Here is a 17645-nt window from a genome sequence, read left to right on the forward strand (position 1 = left end):
CCCGGCCTACTTCATCGCCGAAGCAAGATGTTCGGCATGCATCTGGTGCTGTTTGAACAGGGTCAGGCCCGTTTCCAGAAGCGACTTCAGCTCCTTGTTTTGAGCCGAAGGGATCAGCACCTTGGCAAGCGCATCGTTGACCGACTTATGATAGGCGACCTCGTTTTCGACATAGGCCTTGTCGAATGCCGCGCCGTCGAGCGCGTCGAGCCTCGTCAGTTCCTTGCTCGCCTGGCTCGACAGCGACTGGCTGATGGCATTGTCCTCCGGCGTAACCTTCAGCGTCTTGACGAGGGCGAGCGCCTGGTCGTTGACGGCCTTGTGGTCGCGTTCCATGGTCTTGGCGAATTCGATAACGTCGGCATTCTTGCTTTTCTTCAACGCCTGCTCCGCGGCGGTGATGTCGATCTGGCCGGCCGTATAGGCGATATGGGCGATCTGAGGGTCGGTCGGCTTGGCATCGGCGGCAATCGATGCCGTGCCGAGCGATGCCGCGAGCAGGGCTGTGCCGAGAATTCGTTTCAACATGATCTGTCTCCCTTATGTCATAGGACGGAACCTCTTCCGGCAGCGGTGGTGCGCTTGGAAGCGAGCATTGGATGCAGATCGGATCAAAAGGTTCCCGATTTTTTTTTGGCCCCGGCAAAATGGTTCGTCAGCGCTTGCCGATGAAATGCCTAAGCACGATCGCGTGGTTGTGGTCCGCGTCTTTCGCCGCATAGAGAAGCGTTGCCGTCGATTTCCCGATATGGCGTTTAAGGTCTTCCACGGCCGACGAATTCTCTTCGAGTTCGTCGCGGTAGCGGCGCTGGAACTCGGTCCATTTGGCGGGATCATGGCCGAACCATCGGCGCAGCGCCGGGCTCGGGGCGATATCCTTCAGCCAGATATCGACCGGCGCATCCTCCTTGCTCAGCCCGCGCGGCCAAAGCCTGTCGACAAGGATGCGCGTGCCGTCCTTGTCGTCCTTCGGCTCGTAGATCCGTTTGATGTGCAAGGCCATTCGATCATCCGTCATGTTCGGAAAGCTCGTTCCCGACGAACAGGTCGGCTGAGGATTTGGTTCCGCCGCAGACAATGGTTGCCAATTAGCCACAGCGGTGCGCCTCTGAACTGTCACAATTGATTTTTCGCGTGCAACTGGTATTGCTCGGTCATTCACCGCTGATATTTTCCGATTCTCTCAACATTGCCAAAAGGATACGTGATGCGAAAGTTGGCGCCGTTCGTCCTTGTCGCGGTTCTCAGTGCCTGCGCCCGGCCATCGGATGGCCCAACTGCTGGTGGTTTTTACAACGCCACGTCGCCGCAAACCAATGAACGAATTCCGGTTGTACGGCTTTCGGAGGCGCCGATGGGGCCGGTTTCCGCCACGCCGCTCGCCTATGCCTCTACCGATCCGGGCCTCAGCGCCATGCGCTCGAGCGGATTTGCCGATACGCGGCTCAGGCGCGGCGACGTCATCGAGGTGACGATCCTCGATCCCGGCGAGGACGGGCTTTTCTCTTCGACCGAGAGCAAGACCCTCAATCTCGGCCGCTTCACCGTCGATTCGACAGGCAATGTGACGCTTCCCTTCGTCGGCAAGCAGCGGGTCGTGGACTCCTCGACCGAGGCCCTGCAGACGCGCATTGTTGCCGGCCTGAAGGGCTCCGCCGTCAATCCGCAGGCCGTCGTCACGGTGGTCGACAGGCCCTCCAGCGGCGTCACCGTCAATGGCGACGTGCGCTCCGCCGGGCGTTTCCCGCTGACCGCGCGCAAGGAGCGCGTGCTCGATGCGGTCGCGCTTGCCGGCGGCGCGTCTTCCGCGCCGGGCTCGGCGACCGTCACGCTGATGCGCGGCAAGCAGCGCGCCACCGTGCCGCTGCAGCGCGTCATCGACGACAGCAAGCAGAATGTCTACCTGCTGCCGGATGACCAGATCTACGTCGACAAGGATTCGCCGACCTTCACCGCCTTCGGCGCCTTCAAGAGCGTCGGCGAGTTCGAATTCGAGCCGGGCAGGCTGACGCTGGCCCAGGCACTCGGCCGCGCCGGCGGCCTGCTCGACGACCGGGCCGATGCGAGCAATTTCTACGTACTGCGCAACCAGCCGGTCTATACCCAGGTCGCGGCGGCGAATGCCAAGACGGCAGCGCCGGTCGTGGTCAGCAGCAAGCCGGCGATCTACCGCGTCAACATGAAGGACGTTTCCAATCTGGCGCTGATGCAGCGGTTCCAGATGATGGACGGCGATATCATCTATGCCAGCAATGCCGGCCTGGTGGACTTCGCGAAGTTCTTCAACGTCTACCAGAAGAGCGTGCCGACGGCCGCAGCGCCGATCCCCGGCTCGAGCGGCAACTAAAAAACAACAGCAGATTTCCAGGGGCTGCCGAGCAGATGCAAGGCGGCCTCTGCATTTTCTGGCCTGTCTTGCGGGTTCGGCTGGGAAAGACGGATGGCCAAAGCCTCCAACCCCTCGTCGCGTTCCGTGCAATGGCTGAGCAGCAGGGCCAGCAAACGCCCGGCCGCGTAGAGATCGCACCGCCCGTCGAGCGTCTCGCCGGCCGTCTGTTCCGGGGAGGCGAAATCCGGCTGACCGGCAAAGGCAAGATCGAACTCTTCGTGCCGGCATCCGGCTTTCAGCGCGATACCGAAATCGGCGATCTTCAGATGCGAGAGGTTGCCATCGAACAGAAGGTTGAGCGGCGACAGGTCGCAATGTACGAGGCCGGCGGCGTGGATGGCCTCCAGGCCGGAAAGCACCGAAGTCATCACATCAGTGATTTCGCGCGGGTTTAGCGGCCTTTCCTGCAAAAGATCCGCAAGTCGGTTTCCGAGCCATTCCGTGATGAGCGCAGGGCGTCCGTCGGCAAGGCGCAGGACGATCTGCGTTCCCGCGATATGGGGATGGCGGAGCGCCGTGCCGATCTCGGCCGCGCGCAGGATGAGTTTCCTGAGCACGGGGTCGTCGGCATGGTCGGGGCGCGGCATCTTGATGGCGTGAAGCGTTCCGAGATCGCGATGGCGCGCCCGATAGACCTGGGTCGCCGCGCCGTCATGAACCAGCGCCTCCAAGACGAAGCTGTTGGCGATGATCGCGGGATCGGCCTCGTCGAGGCGAGCCTCGCCCCGGTCGAGCGCGTCCCGGACCCTGTCTGTCAGCATCTTCCTGATATCAGGCGAATGGGCATGGCTGTTCAGCGCCTGCCAGAGATGCGAAAAGCGCCGGGCGATTTCCTCGAAATCCACGGGATGATCATCCGCCATCGGTCTTCACGTCGATCACGATGGCGCTGAGGTTCTCGCGGCAATTGGCGATCAGCCCTTCCTGCACGAGAATATCGGCGGCCTTTTCGATGTCTGCCGAAAGCAGGATTTCGGCGATGTTGCGCTCGGGAACGGCGTGCGGAAGGGCCGCGCTGCAGAGCAGGAGCCGGTCGCCGGCCTGCAATCCGCCGCTCACGACTTCGGGCGTTAGATGTCCGCGCATGCCGATGGCGCGCGAGAGCCTGCGCCGCAGGCCGATCTCCACATGATCGCGGGTGAGGCAGCGCATCATGCCGTCCCGCAGCAGATAGCAGCGGGCGTCACCCCCCCAGATGAGGGCGCAGTTCTCGTCAAGCGTGGCGAGCACGACGATGCTCGCAACCGACGGCTCGCGGTCCTGGGAAAGATAGGCCGACTGAAGCAGACCGTGGGCGCGGCCGAGCTTGCCTTTGATCTCCTGCACCAGAGCTTCGATCATCTGCTGCCCGACGGTTTCAGCCAGTACATGAACGGCGATCTTGCCGGCCTCGGCCGCGTTGTTGCCCTCGCCAACGCCATCGGCGACGGCAAAGAGCGAGGGCGTTTCGGAAATCAGCAGTGCATCGGCATTGACCGTAAGCCGGGTGCCGGGATGCGTGGCGTGACTATGCCGGAGCAGCAGAGAATGCTGCTGTTCGGCGATGACGGGGCGGGGCGTCGCGGCTGTTTCGGGCGGCGGCGAAACGGGTGGAGAATAGTCGTGCAGCAGCTTCGAAAAATGCGCGGGTTCGGGGGCGCCGCTGACGCCAAACCCCTTGGCCCGCCGCTCCTCCGGGTCGATCCGCCACCAGATCGTGCCGCGGCTGGAAGCTCTGTCCCGCAGCGTCTCGTTCTCCGCGAGGTCGGCCGGGCGCAAGCTGCGTAGCCGCTTCAGGCTCGCGGTGAAATGATTGATGTCGAAATCGCGCTTGGCCGAACTTTCGCCGATCGCCTCGACCGCGGTGAACCATGTGTCGTCGAGATAGAGCTGGCGCGGATGTTCGGCAAAGCCGTGAAGCTGGGCGGCGATGACGAGCGGAAAACTGCGGCCGACGCGGTCGAGGCTGGGCAGCAGCACCCCGGCGACGGTTGCCGATCCCCAGAGGCCGCGTTCGATGATAAAGCGCCAGGCCGGCATCGCGCGGAAGCGGCGTTCCCAATCCTCGCCGAGTTCCTGCTGCGCCGCTTGCATCCCCGCCTGCAGCCAGGCGTCGAGCGCAGATTGCAGGCTGCGGCCGAGCCCCATCGAAACGAAATCGCCGTGGCTCGGCAGCTTACCGTAAAAGCCGATCCTGTCGGCTTCGGCAGGATTTCGCTCGAGGGTGGCGCGCTCGTTCATGACGTCCCGATCAGAACTGTGCCGGGCAGGAGAAGGCGCCGAGCGCCTCCAGCCGGAATGGATTGAGCACCGAACCGAACTGCACGTCGAACTCCGCCGCCCGGCCATCCTGCTCGAATTTCGCCCGGAAAAGATCGTCGCCCTGGATCGTGACATTCGCATCGTCGAAGAGCCGGAAGGGCGACCAGTCGCCGTTCTCGGTCAAGGCCTGCTGCCAGCCGCCCGGCTGGAAGGCGATCCGTGAAGCGTTGCTCGCTTCCGTTGACGGCCAGGTGATCGATTTCGACTGGATCGGGCCATGGAAATAGACCACCCGTTCGCCCTCGATCTCCAGCATCACGGCGCTGGCGGCATCGGTCAGGGACACCGGCTTGACGTTGATGGTGATCGACGGGTCTTTGCTGCCGGCCGGGAAGAAGGCGCGGTTGATCTTGTCGGCATTCTCGAACTGGGCGATCGCCGCGCTCGGAATGCTCGCCGCGCCGAAGGTGCCCTTCCAGCCCCATGGCGAAGCGCTGGTATCGACGAAGGCTTCGAGCTTCTCCTTGAAAAAGCTCTTGAACAGGCCTTCCGGCCCGAAAAGCCTGACGAAGTCGCTCATTGCCACGTCGCGCCGAGAGCTCCGGTCGAAAGGATAACGGCCGGTGACGACATTCGAGCAGAAGCCGGCGCCCTCCGCGGCCCAGGCCTCGCTGATACGCGAACGGGCGGATTTGACCGCCAGCGATCCGACATCGGCGGCGAGCCCGGCCATCCAGGTGTCGACCGGCGCGGGCAGCTTGCGTGCCTGCTGGAGCAGATCCTGATTGGCGTCGGTGAGCTGGCTGTCGACGTCGAAGACCTTCGCGACTTCCGCGGATGAGGTGGTGGCGCGCGAAAGCTGTTCCTGCACCCTCTGCAGGATCGGTTCGAGCTGCCCGATCTCAGATCGCGGCGCCTCCTTCTGGTCCGCAGCCGACGACTGGCCGGCCGGCGCCTTCAGCGCGTCGCGAAGACGGCCGAAGGGATCGGGCGCATTGGCGGCGCCGGCCAGCGCCGTGGTCGAACCGGGCAGGCTGTCACCGGCGGCCGAGGCGATCTCGGCGCCGGGGCCGCGCAGGTCGGTGGCGGCGACGATCGATTTCGCGATCGTCTCGACCGGGCCGGGCTTGCCCGCCAGGATGCGGGTGGTCTCCGCCGCATCGCTGATCGTCTGCGAAGGCCTCACCCTGATATCGGCAAGCAGCGTCGACCAGCGCTGATCGAAATTGTCGAAATAGAGCTGAAGGGTGGCCTGGGCGACGGTATCGACCGTGACGCCGGCGGGATTGGGATCGCCGCGCACCCATTGCTCGTCGAGCGCTTCGCGCGCGGCGTCGGTAATCCCGGGCAGGACGACGGTGCGGTAGCCGGTCGCGGAGAAGAGGCCGGGAATACCGTCCGCGAGCGGTGTTTTGGAGGTCCGCTCGAAAGCCTGTTCGCCGAGCGGTCCGAGCGCGCCGGCCGGGCTCCAGGCGGGAAGGGCGCGGGAAGCGCGGTATCCGGCCAGGATATCGTAGGCGCGGCTGGCGATGTTCTGCGAGCGGATGATCTCGCGCGCTTTGGCGATCAGCGCTTTGTCGAGTTCGATCGGCGGCAGCGCGCCACTCGCCATGGTCTCGGCATGGGCGATTAGCGCCTTGCGGGCCGCGGCCCGGCCTTCGTCGGGATAGAGCCTGGTGAACATGTCCTCCGCTTCCAAAGAAGCGAAATCCGCATTCACAGGGCCGAGCCCGCCGAGCATGCCGTAGAATTTCAGCGCGTCGAAGGTCCTGTTGATGTCGGTGGTCTCGGTCATGTCCTTCTGGAGCTGCACCAGCATGCGCGGCAGAAGCAGCGTGTTCAGTGCCCGCTGATAGGCTTCGCGCTGGCGGCTCGCGACCTTGCCCTCCTGATCGAGGCCGAGGCTCACCGGCCAGACGCGGGCCTTGGAAAAATCGGTGGTGACGGCGGCGAGATTGTCGAGCGCTGGCAGGATGCGCAGGAAATCCGCATCCGAGACATCGCGCACCGGCACACCGCGCACCAGCTGCTCATAGGCGTCGATGCGTCTTTCCGCGCCGGCGAGCGCCGTGGTGTTCTGGAAGTAGGTGGCGGTCCAGCTCGTCAGCACCACGGCCAGCAACAGGACTGCGCTCGCGTAAGCCGCGCGACGGAAGAGCATCTGCCGGCCCGAAAGCCGCTTGTCGCGGGCAACCAGCGAGGCCTCGCCGAAGATCACCTCCTTGAAGAGGCGCGAGAGGAAATAGCTGCGCCGCATGCGCGGCGTCGCGGCCGCTTCCTCCCTCTGGGTGCCGGAGGCGAAATAGATGCCGCGCAGCAGCGGCGCCTCGACCAGTTTCGAGCCCGAGCAAAGCTCCGTCGTCACTTCATGCAGGCGCTCCTTCAGCGAGGCGAGCTCGGCGGGGAAGCGGAAGATGCGGCCGCGCAGTTCGGGATTGGGCTCCTGCTGCAGGCGCTCGATCAGCATGGCGTCGACGCGCTGCTGCAGCAGGGTGAATTCTTCGGTGAAGCGTTCCGGCAGGTTCCCCGCCTTGTAGCTTTCGTCGAGCCCGAAGGTCGTGCCCCAGACCTGTTCGCGGTCGCTCTTGTTGAAACCGTCGAAGAACTCGACGAAGCCGGTCAGGAGATCGGCCTTGGTCAGGAGCAGATAGACCGGCACGCGCGCATGCAGGAGTTCGTCGAGCTCGGAAAGCCGCTGACGGATCGCCCGGATTTCCTCGCGCTGCGCTTCGGGGTCGCGCGTCAAGAGATCGCCGATCGACAGCGTCACCAGCGCGCCGTTGATCGGCTGCGACCGGCGGTATTTGCGCAAGAGGCCGAGGAAGCCTTCCCAGCCGGCCTTGGCGGTGCCGTTCAGATCGTCCTGCGTGGTGTAGCGGCCGGCGGTATCGATGAGGATCGCCTCGTCGGTGAACCACCAATTGCAGTTGCGCGTGCCGCCGATGCCCTGGACCGAATTGCTGCCGAGCGCATCGCCGAGCGGGAATTTGAGGCCGGAATTGCTGAGCGCCGTCGTCTTGCCTGAGCCCGGCGCGCCGAAGATGACGTACCAGGGCAGCTCGTAGATATAGCCGAAGCGCCTCTTGGTGATGCGGCGCAAAAGCTGCAGAGATTCCTTGAGCCGGCTATGGATCTCGCCGACCTCGGCCTGCTGGCTGGCGGCCGCTTCGGCTTCGGCGTCGCGCTCGATTCCCTCGACCAGCTGCTTGTCGCGGCGCCGGTCGCGAATGACCGTGAAGAGGAGATAGGCGAGCCAGGCGGCGATGACGACGCCGATCAGGGTCAGCCGCGTCGAAGCGCTGGCGAGCGGCTTGAAGTCGCCATAGGCGGCGAGATAGCCGTAGAACCAGATGACGATGCAGATCGCCGCCACCCAGATGATCGAGATGAAGCGGCGGCCGAGAAGACCGGCATAGGCCTCCACATAGGAGCGCAGCGTATAGAAATAGCTTAGCGGATTCATCGCGACGCGCCTCCTGCGGCGGCAGCCGGTTCATTGGGTCTTTCGGTCTCGATCGGCGGCGTCTCGAAGCTGGCGTCGCCCAGCCGTTCGCTCGGATCGGTCAGCACCAGGATCTCGGTGCGGCGGTTCATCTCCCGGCCCTCCTGCGTGTCGTTGCCGGCGATCGGATCGCTGTCGGCGCGTCCCTCGGTCAGGATCGCCCCCGGCCCGGTGAACGAGGCCAGGATTTCGCCGACCGCCTTGGCGCGGGCTTCCGACAGGTGCCAGTTGGATGGGAATTGGACGGTGCGGATCGGTACATTGTCCGTATAGCCCACGACGACGGCGCGGAATTTCTCCGCGGCGAGCGCGCCGCCGATCCGCTGCAGGAGATCGTGGAACTTCTCGCTGACCTCGGCGCTGCCGGTGGCAAACAGACCGGAATTGCTGATGCGCACCAGCAGCCTGCCATTCGAATCCGAGAGCGTGACGAGCTTCTTCTCGACCTCCGGCTGGAGGAAGGCGAGCAGATTGTCGAGCCGGCTAGGCGGCTTCACCTGCGGCGGCGGAGGCGGTGGCGGCGGCGTTTGCGCGACGACGACGGGCGGCGGTTCGCGCGGCGGCTCCGGCATCTCGACCAGCACGCTGGGCGTCTCGCGCGGCGGCAGCTTGGCGAGGCGCTCGAACGTGCCGTCGGAGGCGCGGTTGAGCGAAAGCGTGAAGAAGAGATAGCCGAGCGCCAGGATCAGCGTCAGGACGGAAAGAAGCGTCCAGAGTGCCGCGGCGGTGCGCAGCGGCTGGTGCCGGGCGGAAACGCCTTTCCAATGCGGCGAAAGCTCTCGTTCGAAGACGCCGTATTGGCCGAGCAGCGTCTTATAGAGACTGTCGCGGATGCGTGCGAGTTCCAGCCCGCCGCGCGCGGAAACGCGGGTGCGGCCCTCGAAGGCGAGCGACAGGCAGAGATAGATGAGCAGCAGCAGGTCCTTGTTGGCACCGGGGCTCTGGTGGAAATGATCGAGCAGGTCGAACACGCGTTCGCCGCCGGTCACGTCCATATGGAAGGTGGAGACGAGGCCGGAGCGCGCCCAGCCGGCGCGCACGCCCCAGGCTTTGCTCAGCACGACATCGTCGACCGTCGCGCAAACGACATAATGGGCGGCGCGCGCCCGTTCGGGGCTGATGCGCGCGCTCGCGAGATCCCGCTCGTAGCGGCCGACGGCTGCGATCGCCACCGCTCTGAGTTCATCGATATCAGGCTGCTCTTCCGTGTAGCGCAGGCCATGGGCGAGATTGAGCAGCGGTGCGGCCGAGCGCACCAGGGTCGGCACGTCTTCGGCGCCGAAGCGGAAATCCCGCACGAGCGTTTCGACCGACACCCCGCCGCTCGCGGACGCTCCCGCTCCCTTTTCTCCTTCGGGAAAATCGAGAACGTCGTCCAGCATCTCCGCCATCTTGCGGGCGGATTGTTTTTTCTTCACGCCATCCTCGGTCAGTTCGACGATGGTCGGCAGGCTTTGCCAGGTGGAAGCGGGTTCGTTCTTCATTCTCTAAGGGCCCACAATTCTATTTCGAGCCCGGGGAAATCGCCGGCGAGATGCACGGCGATGGCGCCGGAGGTATCGAGTTGTTTCCAGAGCGGATTCTTGGTGTCGAGTTCGAAGTAGATGGTGCCGGAGCGATAGGGCAGCTGGCGCGGCAGCACCGGCAGCGGCCGCACGGGAATGCCCGGCAGCGCCACATTGACGAGATCGGCGATGCGCTCGACCGGCCCGACCTTGATCTGCGCCGGCAGCTTGCGGCGCACCTCTTCGGCCGGCATTTCGGCGCGGACCGCCAGCACGAAGCCGGCATCGCGAAGCAGGGTGCGGTCGTTGATCGTGCCGATCCTGACACCATGCCGGCGTTCGGCAAGCTCGATCGCGACCGCCGCCTGTTCGAGCACGGAGGAAAGCGAGGCTCTGAGATCATCGAAGACGGCCGCGAAGGTCGCCTTCAGGTCGTCATGCCGGTAAGGCGCGAAATCGCTCGCCCGCTTGCGCTCCGTCGTGAAGGTGGCGAGTTCGCCGGCAAGCTGGATGCAATGCTCGTAAAAGACGATCGGGTGGATGCGCGTGGCATTGGCGGAAATATGCTTCAGCATCGGATCGGCGCGGTTGAGGATCTGCAGGAGCAGGTAGTCGCCGACCTCGGCCGTCCCGCGGATGGTGGGATCGCCGATCCGTTCGGCAATCGCCTCGGCGCGATGGCGCACGATGCCGAGAAGCTCGGTGATCAATTCGTTCAGCCGGCCCGCGGCCGTGCAGTTGAGGCTCGGCAGGATATAATCGGGATCGAGGATCACGGCTCTGTCGGAACGCACTTCGATGATGCGCGCGAGCCCGATCAGTTCGTAGCCGGCAAGCTCGTCGCCGGTCCTGAGATAACGCAGGCTGAGGCGGCCGACATCGATCGGCGCCATGAAGTCGGTCTCGACATTGGCATCGGGCGCCTCATAGGGCGAGGCCACGAGGCGGACGCTGTTGCGCTGAGCGCCGCCGTTCAGCGCCACATCCGCCTTGCCGGGCTGGCGGGCGGGAAGTGCGAGATAGACGACCGCATTCTTGGTGTTCTCGTCGAGATCGAGCGGCGGCGGCAGGTCCGCATCGACGGGAGCGTCGAACGGCGTGCCGTCGGGCAACACGCCGCGCAGGTTCGACAGCGCGAACTGGCCGATCGCCAGCGCCCCGCGGTCGATGCCGATCTCCATTATCCCCCAGGGGTAAGGCGACAGGCCGTGCGTGGCGGTGCGCACGAGCCGCTCGGTCCAGCGGTCCGCCTGCTGGAAATGCTGCACGCGAAGGAACATGCCTTCGCTCCAGGCCACCCGGTTCTCATTCCTCATGATGCGCGTCTTTTCCTTCCTGCCTGCCTTGCGGGCGAGGCCCTGCCTCTCTGCCATTTACCGCGCCTGACATCGCGTCGCGGAAAACATCCTGGATCGACCGGCTCTTGCCGTCCTTCTCGAATTCCGCCCGATAGGCCTGCCAATAGTTTCGGTCCCGCCGCCAGGGCAGGCCCCAGGCGCCGGCCTCGACCTGTGCTTCGACGATGCGCGGTTCCAGCCGGCCCGCCGCCTGGACAAGGGCCTCGAGCCCGGAATTGAGCTTGAGCTGCTGCCCGAGCAGCGCCTCGATGCGGGCCAGGAGCGCTTCCTCCCTGCCGGCAAACAGATCCTGCTCCCGGCCGGAGGAGGGCGCATTCATCTCGAAGACGCCGTAGGCACCCTCGACGGCCTCTTCGAGCCGGGCGAGCAGCGGTTCCAGGCGCTCCGCGAAGGCTTCGGGCCGGCCGATCGACAGCGTTCGAAACGTCTCGGCTTCGGGCTGCGGCTCGTTGTCGTTGACGATCTCGATCACCTCAGGCCGGCGCTGCCCGATCGGCACGGAGACGTGAGTAGCCGAGCCATGTTCGAGGTGGCTGCCGTAATCGGTCTCGTCGGAGTTCCAGTCCTCCGGCAGAAGCTGGGTGAGCGAACGGGTCTCCGGCGGGCCGCTCCAGCCGATCTCGACATTGCGGGAGGAGGCCGCGCCTTTCTTGCCGCCCTGTTCGGGCAGGGCCCAATCATCGGCGGCGCGCTCGCCGAGAATGCCGCTGGCGGTACGCCCGCCCGGCGCGATGTCGGCAAGGATCGCGGAAATGGTCAGCGGCTCGTCGCTGAGCACGAGCCCGGCATCGGGATCTTCGATTTCCTGGTCCCTGCTGCCTGATATGTGGACGGAAAAGCTCAGTCCGCCCATTTCCAGCCGCGACCTGTCGGAAAGCCTGGCGATCTCGCCCTCATGCACGGCGACGCCGTCGACGCGGGAGCCGTTTGCGCTCTGGTCGCGCAGCAGGAAGCCGTCGCGGTCGCGCTCGATGATGCAATGGAGTTTCGAAATCGAGCGCCGGTCCTCCGGCAGCCGCCAGTCGCAGTCGGGCGCCCGGCCGAGCGTGCGCCGGCCGCGCTCGAAGAACCATTTCGGCCGGGTGGCCGTCGTATCGCTGGTGATCTCTCTCAGTTCGAGCCGCATTCTCGCCTCCTCACCGCATCTCGGCCGGCAGGCGCTCGACGATCACCGCGTCGCCGCTGTCCTTTGCCGCCGGTGCGACCCGCGCCCAGCTGTTCCAGCCCAGGCGCGGCGGATCGCCCGCCTGGCCCAGCCGGCAGAAGGGAACGTCCTCCTTCTTCAGGATGACCTGAATGTCGAAATCGAGTGCGGCGCCGACATAGAGCCGTGCCAGGGCGAAGAGCTCGGTAATGGCCCGCCCGCCCGGTGCCAGCTGGAGATAATCGGCATAACCGAGCGGGCCGATGACGATGCGAAAGCCGCCGCTGAAATCGTGGATCGCCGCACCCGCCGTCGCATTGACGCCGAGCTGCACACCCTGAGGCTGGCCCATGCGGCTGCGCTCCTCCATCGGGATGGTCAGCCAGCGGCCGCGGAACAATTCGATTTCCACCGGCAAGCCGCTGAATTCGGTCAGCATGGCGCGCAGGTTGACGGCATTGCGGTTGCGCGCGGCGAAGAAGCCGGAGAAACGCAGGATCAGTTCCTCGTCGACGCCGCTCTTTTCGACGAGACGCTTGGTGCCGAAGCCGGTGAGCGAGAGCAGTGTGGTGACGAAGGCGTTGCTCGCCCATATGCCGCCCCAGCGCAGCCGCCGGGCGATGCGGTATTTCTCGCTGGCATCGGCGAAGAGTTCCGTCATGCGCGCGCCGAAGAGATCGAAGAAGCCGGCGAGCGCCCGCGACCGGTTGCGCTCCTCGCGCATGATGAGTTCGTTATAGGCCGCAGGCATGGAACCGAGCGTGCCGACGAGACCTGCAAGGGCGCTGCGCACCGTCGCGCGGCCGGCCTTGCGCTTGTAGCCGCTGACCGCAAGCGGCGCCGGCGAGACGCCGACATGGGCGGCGACATCGAGCCGCCCTTCGCCGACCGACGCCTGCGCGACGCGGAAAGCCGTCACCGGCTCGAAGCGGCCGGGGTCGCGTTCGAGCAGGTCGGTCAGCGCATCTGGCTTGCTGGCGGCGTGCATGTCCATGGTTGGCTGGCGGTCCTTCCTTAGAGAAGCGGGCGTTCGGCGGCGCGCGCCGGCCACTGGGCGATCGGCCTCGACTGCCCCTTCATGCCGACGGTGAGCCGGGTGAAGCTGTTGACCGAGGTGTAGAGGCTGAAGAAGCGGTCGAGCAGGCTGCCGAACAGGAAGGCCGACGGCCGGTCGATGGCGGCCGGATCGAATTCCAGCGTGATCTCGGTGCCGGGCACCATGCCGCCGCTGCCGAGGCGGGCTGTCGAATTGGCGGCCTTGATCCGCACCAGCGCATCGACGAACTGCTTGGTCTCGGGGCTGTCGCGGAAAGCGTAGAGCGACAGGATATCTTTCAGCGCCGCGCCGCCATTGTCGAAGAGCGAGAGATGGTTGAGCACGAGATGCGAGATCAGCCGCCAGTTCCGCCCCTCCTGGTCGTTCATTCTAACCGACGGCGTCGGCGGGATCAGCGCCTCCACGCCCGCCGCCGCCTCATGGCCGGAGGCAAGCTGCAGGAAAGGATGACCGCCGCCGAAGGGCAGCTGTTCCGGCAGGTCGCGGTTGAGGCAGAGCGTATCGACGCTCGCCACCGCATCGACGGGACCGGCGGAGCGGCGCTGCCTGTCGACGAAGGCGATATCCATGTCGCTGGTCCGGTCGTCCTCGTCGAAGCGGCGATAGGCCTGCCAGTAGGTCGCGCTTGCGCCCGCCCGCTGCGACCGGCCGAAGAAGGGCTGGCAGAATTCCTCCTGGCCCCGCGATCCGGTCAGCAGCACGCGGTCGATCGAATAGATTTCACGGGTCTTCTGGCGCCGCGCATCGGGTATCAGGCGATATTCCGTGCGGGTGCCGTCGATGGCGATCGGCTCGCAGACCTGGCGGAAGAGATTGACGACGGGCGTGGCGTTGAGCGCGAAGTCGCGGACCGACACCGCTCGCTCCAGCTTGGCGTCGCTCTCCTTGAGATAGATGAAGAGCTCCAGCGTCTCGCCCTTCCAGGCATCGAGCCCTTCGATGTCGAGAAACAGAAACTTTCTGGGCAGGGCGAAGAATTCGGTGAGTAGCCGGTAACCGGTGAAGCTCGGCGCCGGATAAGGCAGCATCGCCTCTTCGGGCTCGAAGCCGACGGGCTTGAGATTTTTGGCCGGCAGGAAGACCGGCGAACGATCGTCCGCATGCTTGGCAAGCGCGATGCCGAGCGTGTGATTGGCGAGCAGCTCGTAGATCGCCACCGCCTGCTGCCAGGGGGAGGGAATGTGCAGACGCAGCCGGTTCAGGCCGAGGCTGCCCAGGGGTTTGCGGACATCGAGGGAGCGGATGGAGAGCCTGAGGCAGCCGGCAACGCCGGCATAGGCCGAAAGCGGCGCATTGATCGGCTGGCCGGAAAGGGTGGCGCTTGTAATTTCGATCGGCGCGATTTCCACATCCTGCGTCGTGCGGAAGCGGCAGGCTTCGCCGCGCACCGGCTCGGCCAGGATCTCGGTGTGGCGCGGCACGGTCTGCACCGAGGCCAGCGTATCGCTTGGGCGGAACTTCACGATGCTCATCGATGGCAGGGGCGCGAGATAATGCGGATAGAGCGTTTCGAGCAGGCTATCTGTCAGCTCGGGAAATTCGTCGTCGAGTTTCTGCCGAACACGCGCGGCGGAATAGGCGAAGCTCTGGATCAGCCGCTCCAAATGCGGATCGTCGGCGACGTCGCCGGTCATGCGCAGCCTGCCGGCGATTTTCGGAAAGGCATCGGCAAAGCGCGCGGCCCGGCGGCGCAGCGCCAGCAATTCCTCATTGTAACGGTGAAGGAAGTTTTCAGCCATGCGCGGCCTCCACCAGGAAACGCTGGGTGGAGGGATCGATGGTCGATTCGAAGCTGATCGGCGGCATGCCTTCATGCAGGCGGAAGGTCGCCTGGATGCGCAGGCGCAGCGCCCGCTCGGTCATCGTCCGGCTTTTCAGGATCGTCACCCTGACATCGGAAAGCCGCGTTTCGAAGAGCGCGATCCGCCGCTCAATCGCGGCCGCCAGCCTGAGCTTCGCCTCGTCGGTCATCAGATTGGCCGAGACGACACCATCGACGCCGTAGCTCACAAGCGCATCCTTCAGTTCGGCAAGAACGGCCGGCGGCGTGGTCGGGCAGCGGCGCGTGTTGAGCAGCGCTTCGAGATCGCGGCGGATCGCCTCGCGCATCTCGCGCACCTGGTCGACGAAGTTCACCGGCGGATCGGCGGCGCGATCCGGGGCCTCGTCGATCAGCCTGTCGAGGATCGAGCGGGCCAGGACGCGGTCGCGCTGCCGGTAGCGTTCGAGCGGATCAGCCATGCGCGGCCTGCCTGCCGGCAGAGCTTGCCGGGACGATCTCCAGAGTCTGGGTGTCATGGAAGGAGACGAGTTCGTCGCCGGCGAGGAAGCAGCGCTGGCCGCGGCCGGTGGTGATGCCGCTCTTTTCCTCGACCCACTCGGTTTCCCGGCCGAGTCTCAGCGCCGCATCCTTGCCGGTGCCGTGATAGACCGCCGGCAGCAGCACCGATGCGGCGGCGCCGTCGATCAGCGACAGTTCGGCGCGGCGGAAGGCGAGATCGCGCGGCCGGGCGATCGGCTCGATCGATACGGCTGAGATCTTGGCAAAATCGATCCAGAGATAGGCGCCGCCCGTCATGATGACCTCGAGGGCGTGCGGGATGCGGTCGTCGAGATCGCGGAAATCGGAGATTGCCTTGCCGTTCCAGATCAGCGGACGCTCGCCCCTGACGGTTTCGAGCGCATCGAGCGCGGCCTTCGCGTCATCGGCATTGCCGCCGCGATCGGCGATGCCGAGCCGCAGGGCGAGCTTGTCGAGCTCGCTCGGCCCCTGCGGAAACTCCGGCACGGCGCCGCTCACGAACCAGGCATCACGCGCTGCCATGGCCCGCAGCTCGTTGCGCAGCAGAGCAAAGCCCATCGTGGCGTCGGGTGTCAGCGTGGCGGCGAGGCTGCACTGATTGTCGGCGCGCTCATATTCGCCGGCAAGGACCAGAAGATCGATATAGAGGTGCCGCGCCTCCTGATCCGATGGCCTGGCCTTCAGATGCGCCTTGACCTCTTCGAGCGCCTCGTCGAGGGCGTTGTCGCTCAGCGATTGGGCGATGTTGGCGGAAAGCGTCATGCGGACATCCTCTCGGGCATGGCGACGGGACGGCTCAGGATCTGGCCCGTGGTCGCGGTCTCGGCGATCAGGTGGAAGCTCGTGGCGACGTCATCGAGCTGGAAATGCGGCTGCAGGCGGACGGTACAGGAGAAGCTGCCGGGCTTGCCCGGAATTTCGGCGACGCTGATGCCGGCGGAGCGGAGCGGAAAGCGGGTGCGCAGCGCGATATCGGCATCGTCGTTGCCGAGCGTATAGGCGGTCAGCCAATCCATGAGCTTGCGCTCGATCGAGATCGCATCGGAGAGCTGGCCGATCTCGTCGCGCATGATGACCTTGAGATAATGCGAGAAACGCGAGGCGCAGAGCACATATTGCAGCATGGCGGCGAGCCGGGCGTTCTGGCGCGCATGCTCGTTGGCATAATGCGGCGGCGCATGCAGCGACTGATTGGAATTGAAGATCGCCGAAGAGGAGAGATAGGTGGTCGCGGCGGGAATGATGCCGAGTTCGCAGAGCTGCTGTTCCTGGCTGCTGGTCAGGTGGATTTCGACAGGCGCCTGGGCGGAGAGCCCGTTGCTTTCGGTGCCGAAGTCATAGGGCGGCAATTCGGCACCGCTCAGCAGGCCGCCGTCGATCGCATCCTGGGTGACGCCGCGAATATCGGCGAACCAGCCGGAATTGATGAAATTCCGGATGACGACGGTCGCGAAGGCGAAGGCGGCATTGCCCCAGAGCAGCGAACTGCCGTCGGCGGCAATGCTTTCGCGGAAGGGAAAGCCGTCATTGCGATGGCGGGAATGCGGCATCAGCGGCGAGCGCATCAGGATGCGCGGCGCGGCGAGACCGAGGAAACGTGCATCCTCGCTGGCGCGGAGGCTGTTCCAGCGGATGCGGGCCGTCTCGGTGGCAAGCCAGGAAAAGTCGTTGACCCGGTTCAGCTCGTGAAAATCCTCAAGGCCGACCGCAAGCGGCGCGGCGCCCGCAACGAAGGGGCAGAAGGCGGCCGCCGCCACCATGCCGAGCTGCGACAGCGTGCTGACGGGATCGCCGTCGGCGGGATCGGCGGGAGACAGATGATAATCGCCGATCAGCAGACCGAAGGGCTCGCCGCCCGGCATGCCGAATTCGCGGCTGTAGATCAGCTCGAACAGATGGCTCTGGTCGAAATCGCTGGCGCGCTCCATGCTGCGCGCGAGTTCGCGCCAGCTGACGCCGAGCAACTTGACCTTCACTTCGCCGCTGCGGCTTGCCTCGCGCACGAGCATGGCAAGGCCGCGCCATCTCGCCTCCATCGCCTGGAAATCGGGATGGTGGAGAATGGCATTGACTTGCCTGTTCAACGCCTCGTCGATCAGCGCGATCAGCTGATCCGCCCGGCGCCGCCATTCAGTGCTGGAACCCAT

14 protein-coding genes are annotated in these 17645 nt (G+C 65.3%); 1 reads left to right on the forward strand and 13 read right to left on the reverse strand.

Annotated features, from left to right (window positions below; translation table 11 throughout):
• Window positions 1–6: 6 nt before the first annotated feature.
• Both ATY76_RS15130 and ATY76_RS15135 read right to left on the reverse strand, forming a co-directional pair.
• Window positions 7–528 carry a DUF4142 domain-containing protein gene (locus ATY76_RS15130; protein WP_088675556.1) on the reverse strand — a complete coding sequence of 174 codons (522 nt, stop codon included), beginning with the start codon at window positions 526–528 and terminating at the stop codon, window positions 7–9.
• A gap of 127 nt (window positions 529–655) precedes the next feature.
• Window positions 656–1003: a DUF488 domain-containing protein gene (locus ATY76_RS15135; protein ID WP_088675557.1), complete on the reverse strand. Its 348-nt coding sequence runs from the start codon at window positions 1001–1003 to the stop codon at window positions 656–658.
• 204 nt (window positions 1004–1207) lie between these two features.
• On the opposite strand from ATY76_RS15135, the gene ATY76_RS15140 reads away from it, so the two are divergent.
• Window positions 1208–2347, forward strand: a complete 1140-nt coding sequence (locus tag ATY76_RS15140; RefSeq protein ID WP_088675558.1) for a polysaccharide biosynthesis/export family protein — start codon at window positions 1208–1210, stop codon at window positions 2345–2347.
• On the opposite strand, the gene ATY76_RS15145 is transcribed toward ATY76_RS15140, so the two are convergent.
• From ATY76_RS15145 to tssC, 11 genes are read right to left on the reverse strand one after another with little or no spacing between them, the layout of a single operon-like run.
• Window positions 2344–3252, reverse strand: a complete 909-nt coding sequence (locus ATY76_RS15145) for a serine/threonine-protein kinase (RefSeq protein WP_088675559.1) — start codon at window positions 3250–3252, stop codon at window positions 2344–2346. The two genes, ATY76_RS15140 and ATY76_RS15145, sit on opposite strands and share 4 nt — an antisense overlap.
• Window positions 3242–4609, reverse strand: coding sequence for a type VI secretion system-associated protein TagF (tagF, locus tag ATY76_RS15150; RefSeq protein ID WP_088675560.1), 1368 nt, complete (start codon window positions 4607–4609; stop codon window positions 3242–3244). Before tagF ends, ATY76_RS15145 begins: the two co-directional genes overlap by 11 nt.
• 10 nt (window positions 4610–4619) lie before the next feature.
• Window positions 4620–8093: a type VI secretion system membrane subunit TssM gene (gene tssM / locus ATY76_RS15155; protein WP_088675561.1), complete on the reverse strand. Its 3474-nt coding sequence runs from the start codon at window positions 8091–8093 to the stop codon at window positions 4620–4622.
• A complete protein-coding gene (gene tssL / locus ATY76_RS15160; RefSeq protein WP_088675562.1) occupies window positions 8090–9616 on the reverse strand; it encodes a type VI secretion system protein TssL, long form in 1527 nt (508 codons plus the stop codon). The genes tssM and tssL overlap by 4 nt, the downstream gene beginning before the upstream one ends.
• On the reverse strand, window positions 9613–10953 hold the full coding sequence (gene tssK / locus ATY76_RS15165; protein ID WP_088675563.1) for a type VI secretion system baseplate subunit TssK: 1341 nt from the start codon (window positions 10951–10953) through the stop codon (window positions 9613–9615). The genes tssL and tssK overlap by 4 nt, the downstream gene beginning before the upstream one ends.
• Window positions 10943–12121 (reverse strand): FHA domain-containing protein, encoded by a 1179-nt coding sequence (locus tag ATY76_RS15170; protein WP_088675564.1) that lies wholly within the window; start codon window positions 12119–12121, stop codon window positions 10943–10945. The genes tssK and ATY76_RS15170 overlap by 11 nt, the downstream gene beginning before the upstream one ends.
• A 10-nt stretch (window positions 12122–12131) precedes the next feature.
• Window positions 12132–13133 carry a type VI secretion system baseplate subunit TssG gene (gene tssG, locus ATY76_RS15175; RefSeq protein WP_088675565.1) on the reverse strand — a complete coding sequence of 334 codons (1002 nt, stop codon included), beginning with the start codon at window positions 13131–13133 and terminating at the stop codon, window positions 12132–12134.
• A 20-nt stretch (window positions 13134–13153) separates the two neighbouring features.
• A complete protein-coding gene (gene tssF / locus ATY76_RS15180) occupies window positions 13154–14935 on the reverse strand; it encodes a type VI secretion system baseplate subunit TssF (protein ID WP_088675566.1) in 1782 nt (593 codons plus the stop codon).
• Window positions 14928–15437: a type VI secretion system baseplate subunit TssE gene (gene tssE, locus ATY76_RS15185; protein ID WP_088675567.1), complete on the reverse strand. Its 510-nt coding sequence runs from the start codon at window positions 15435–15437 to the stop codon at window positions 14928–14930. The genes tssF and tssE overlap by 8 nt, the downstream gene beginning before the upstream one ends.
• Window positions 15430–16260 (reverse strand): type VI secretion system accessory protein TagJ, encoded by an 831-nt coding sequence (locus ATY76_RS15190; protein WP_088675568.1) that lies wholly within the window; start codon window positions 16258–16260, stop codon window positions 15430–15432. Before ATY76_RS15190 ends, tssE begins: the two co-directional genes overlap by 8 nt.
• A complete protein-coding gene (gene tssC, locus ATY76_RS15195; RefSeq protein ID WP_088675569.1) occupies window positions 16257–17645 on the reverse strand; it encodes a type VI secretion system contractile sheath large subunit in 1389 nt (462 codons plus the stop codon). Before tssC ends, ATY76_RS15190 begins: the two co-directional genes overlap by 4 nt.

This window comes from Rhizobium sp. R339, assembly GCF_002211395.1.
Lineage (GTDB): Bacteria > Pseudomonadota > Alphaproteobacteria > Rhizobiales > Rhizobiaceae > Rhizobium.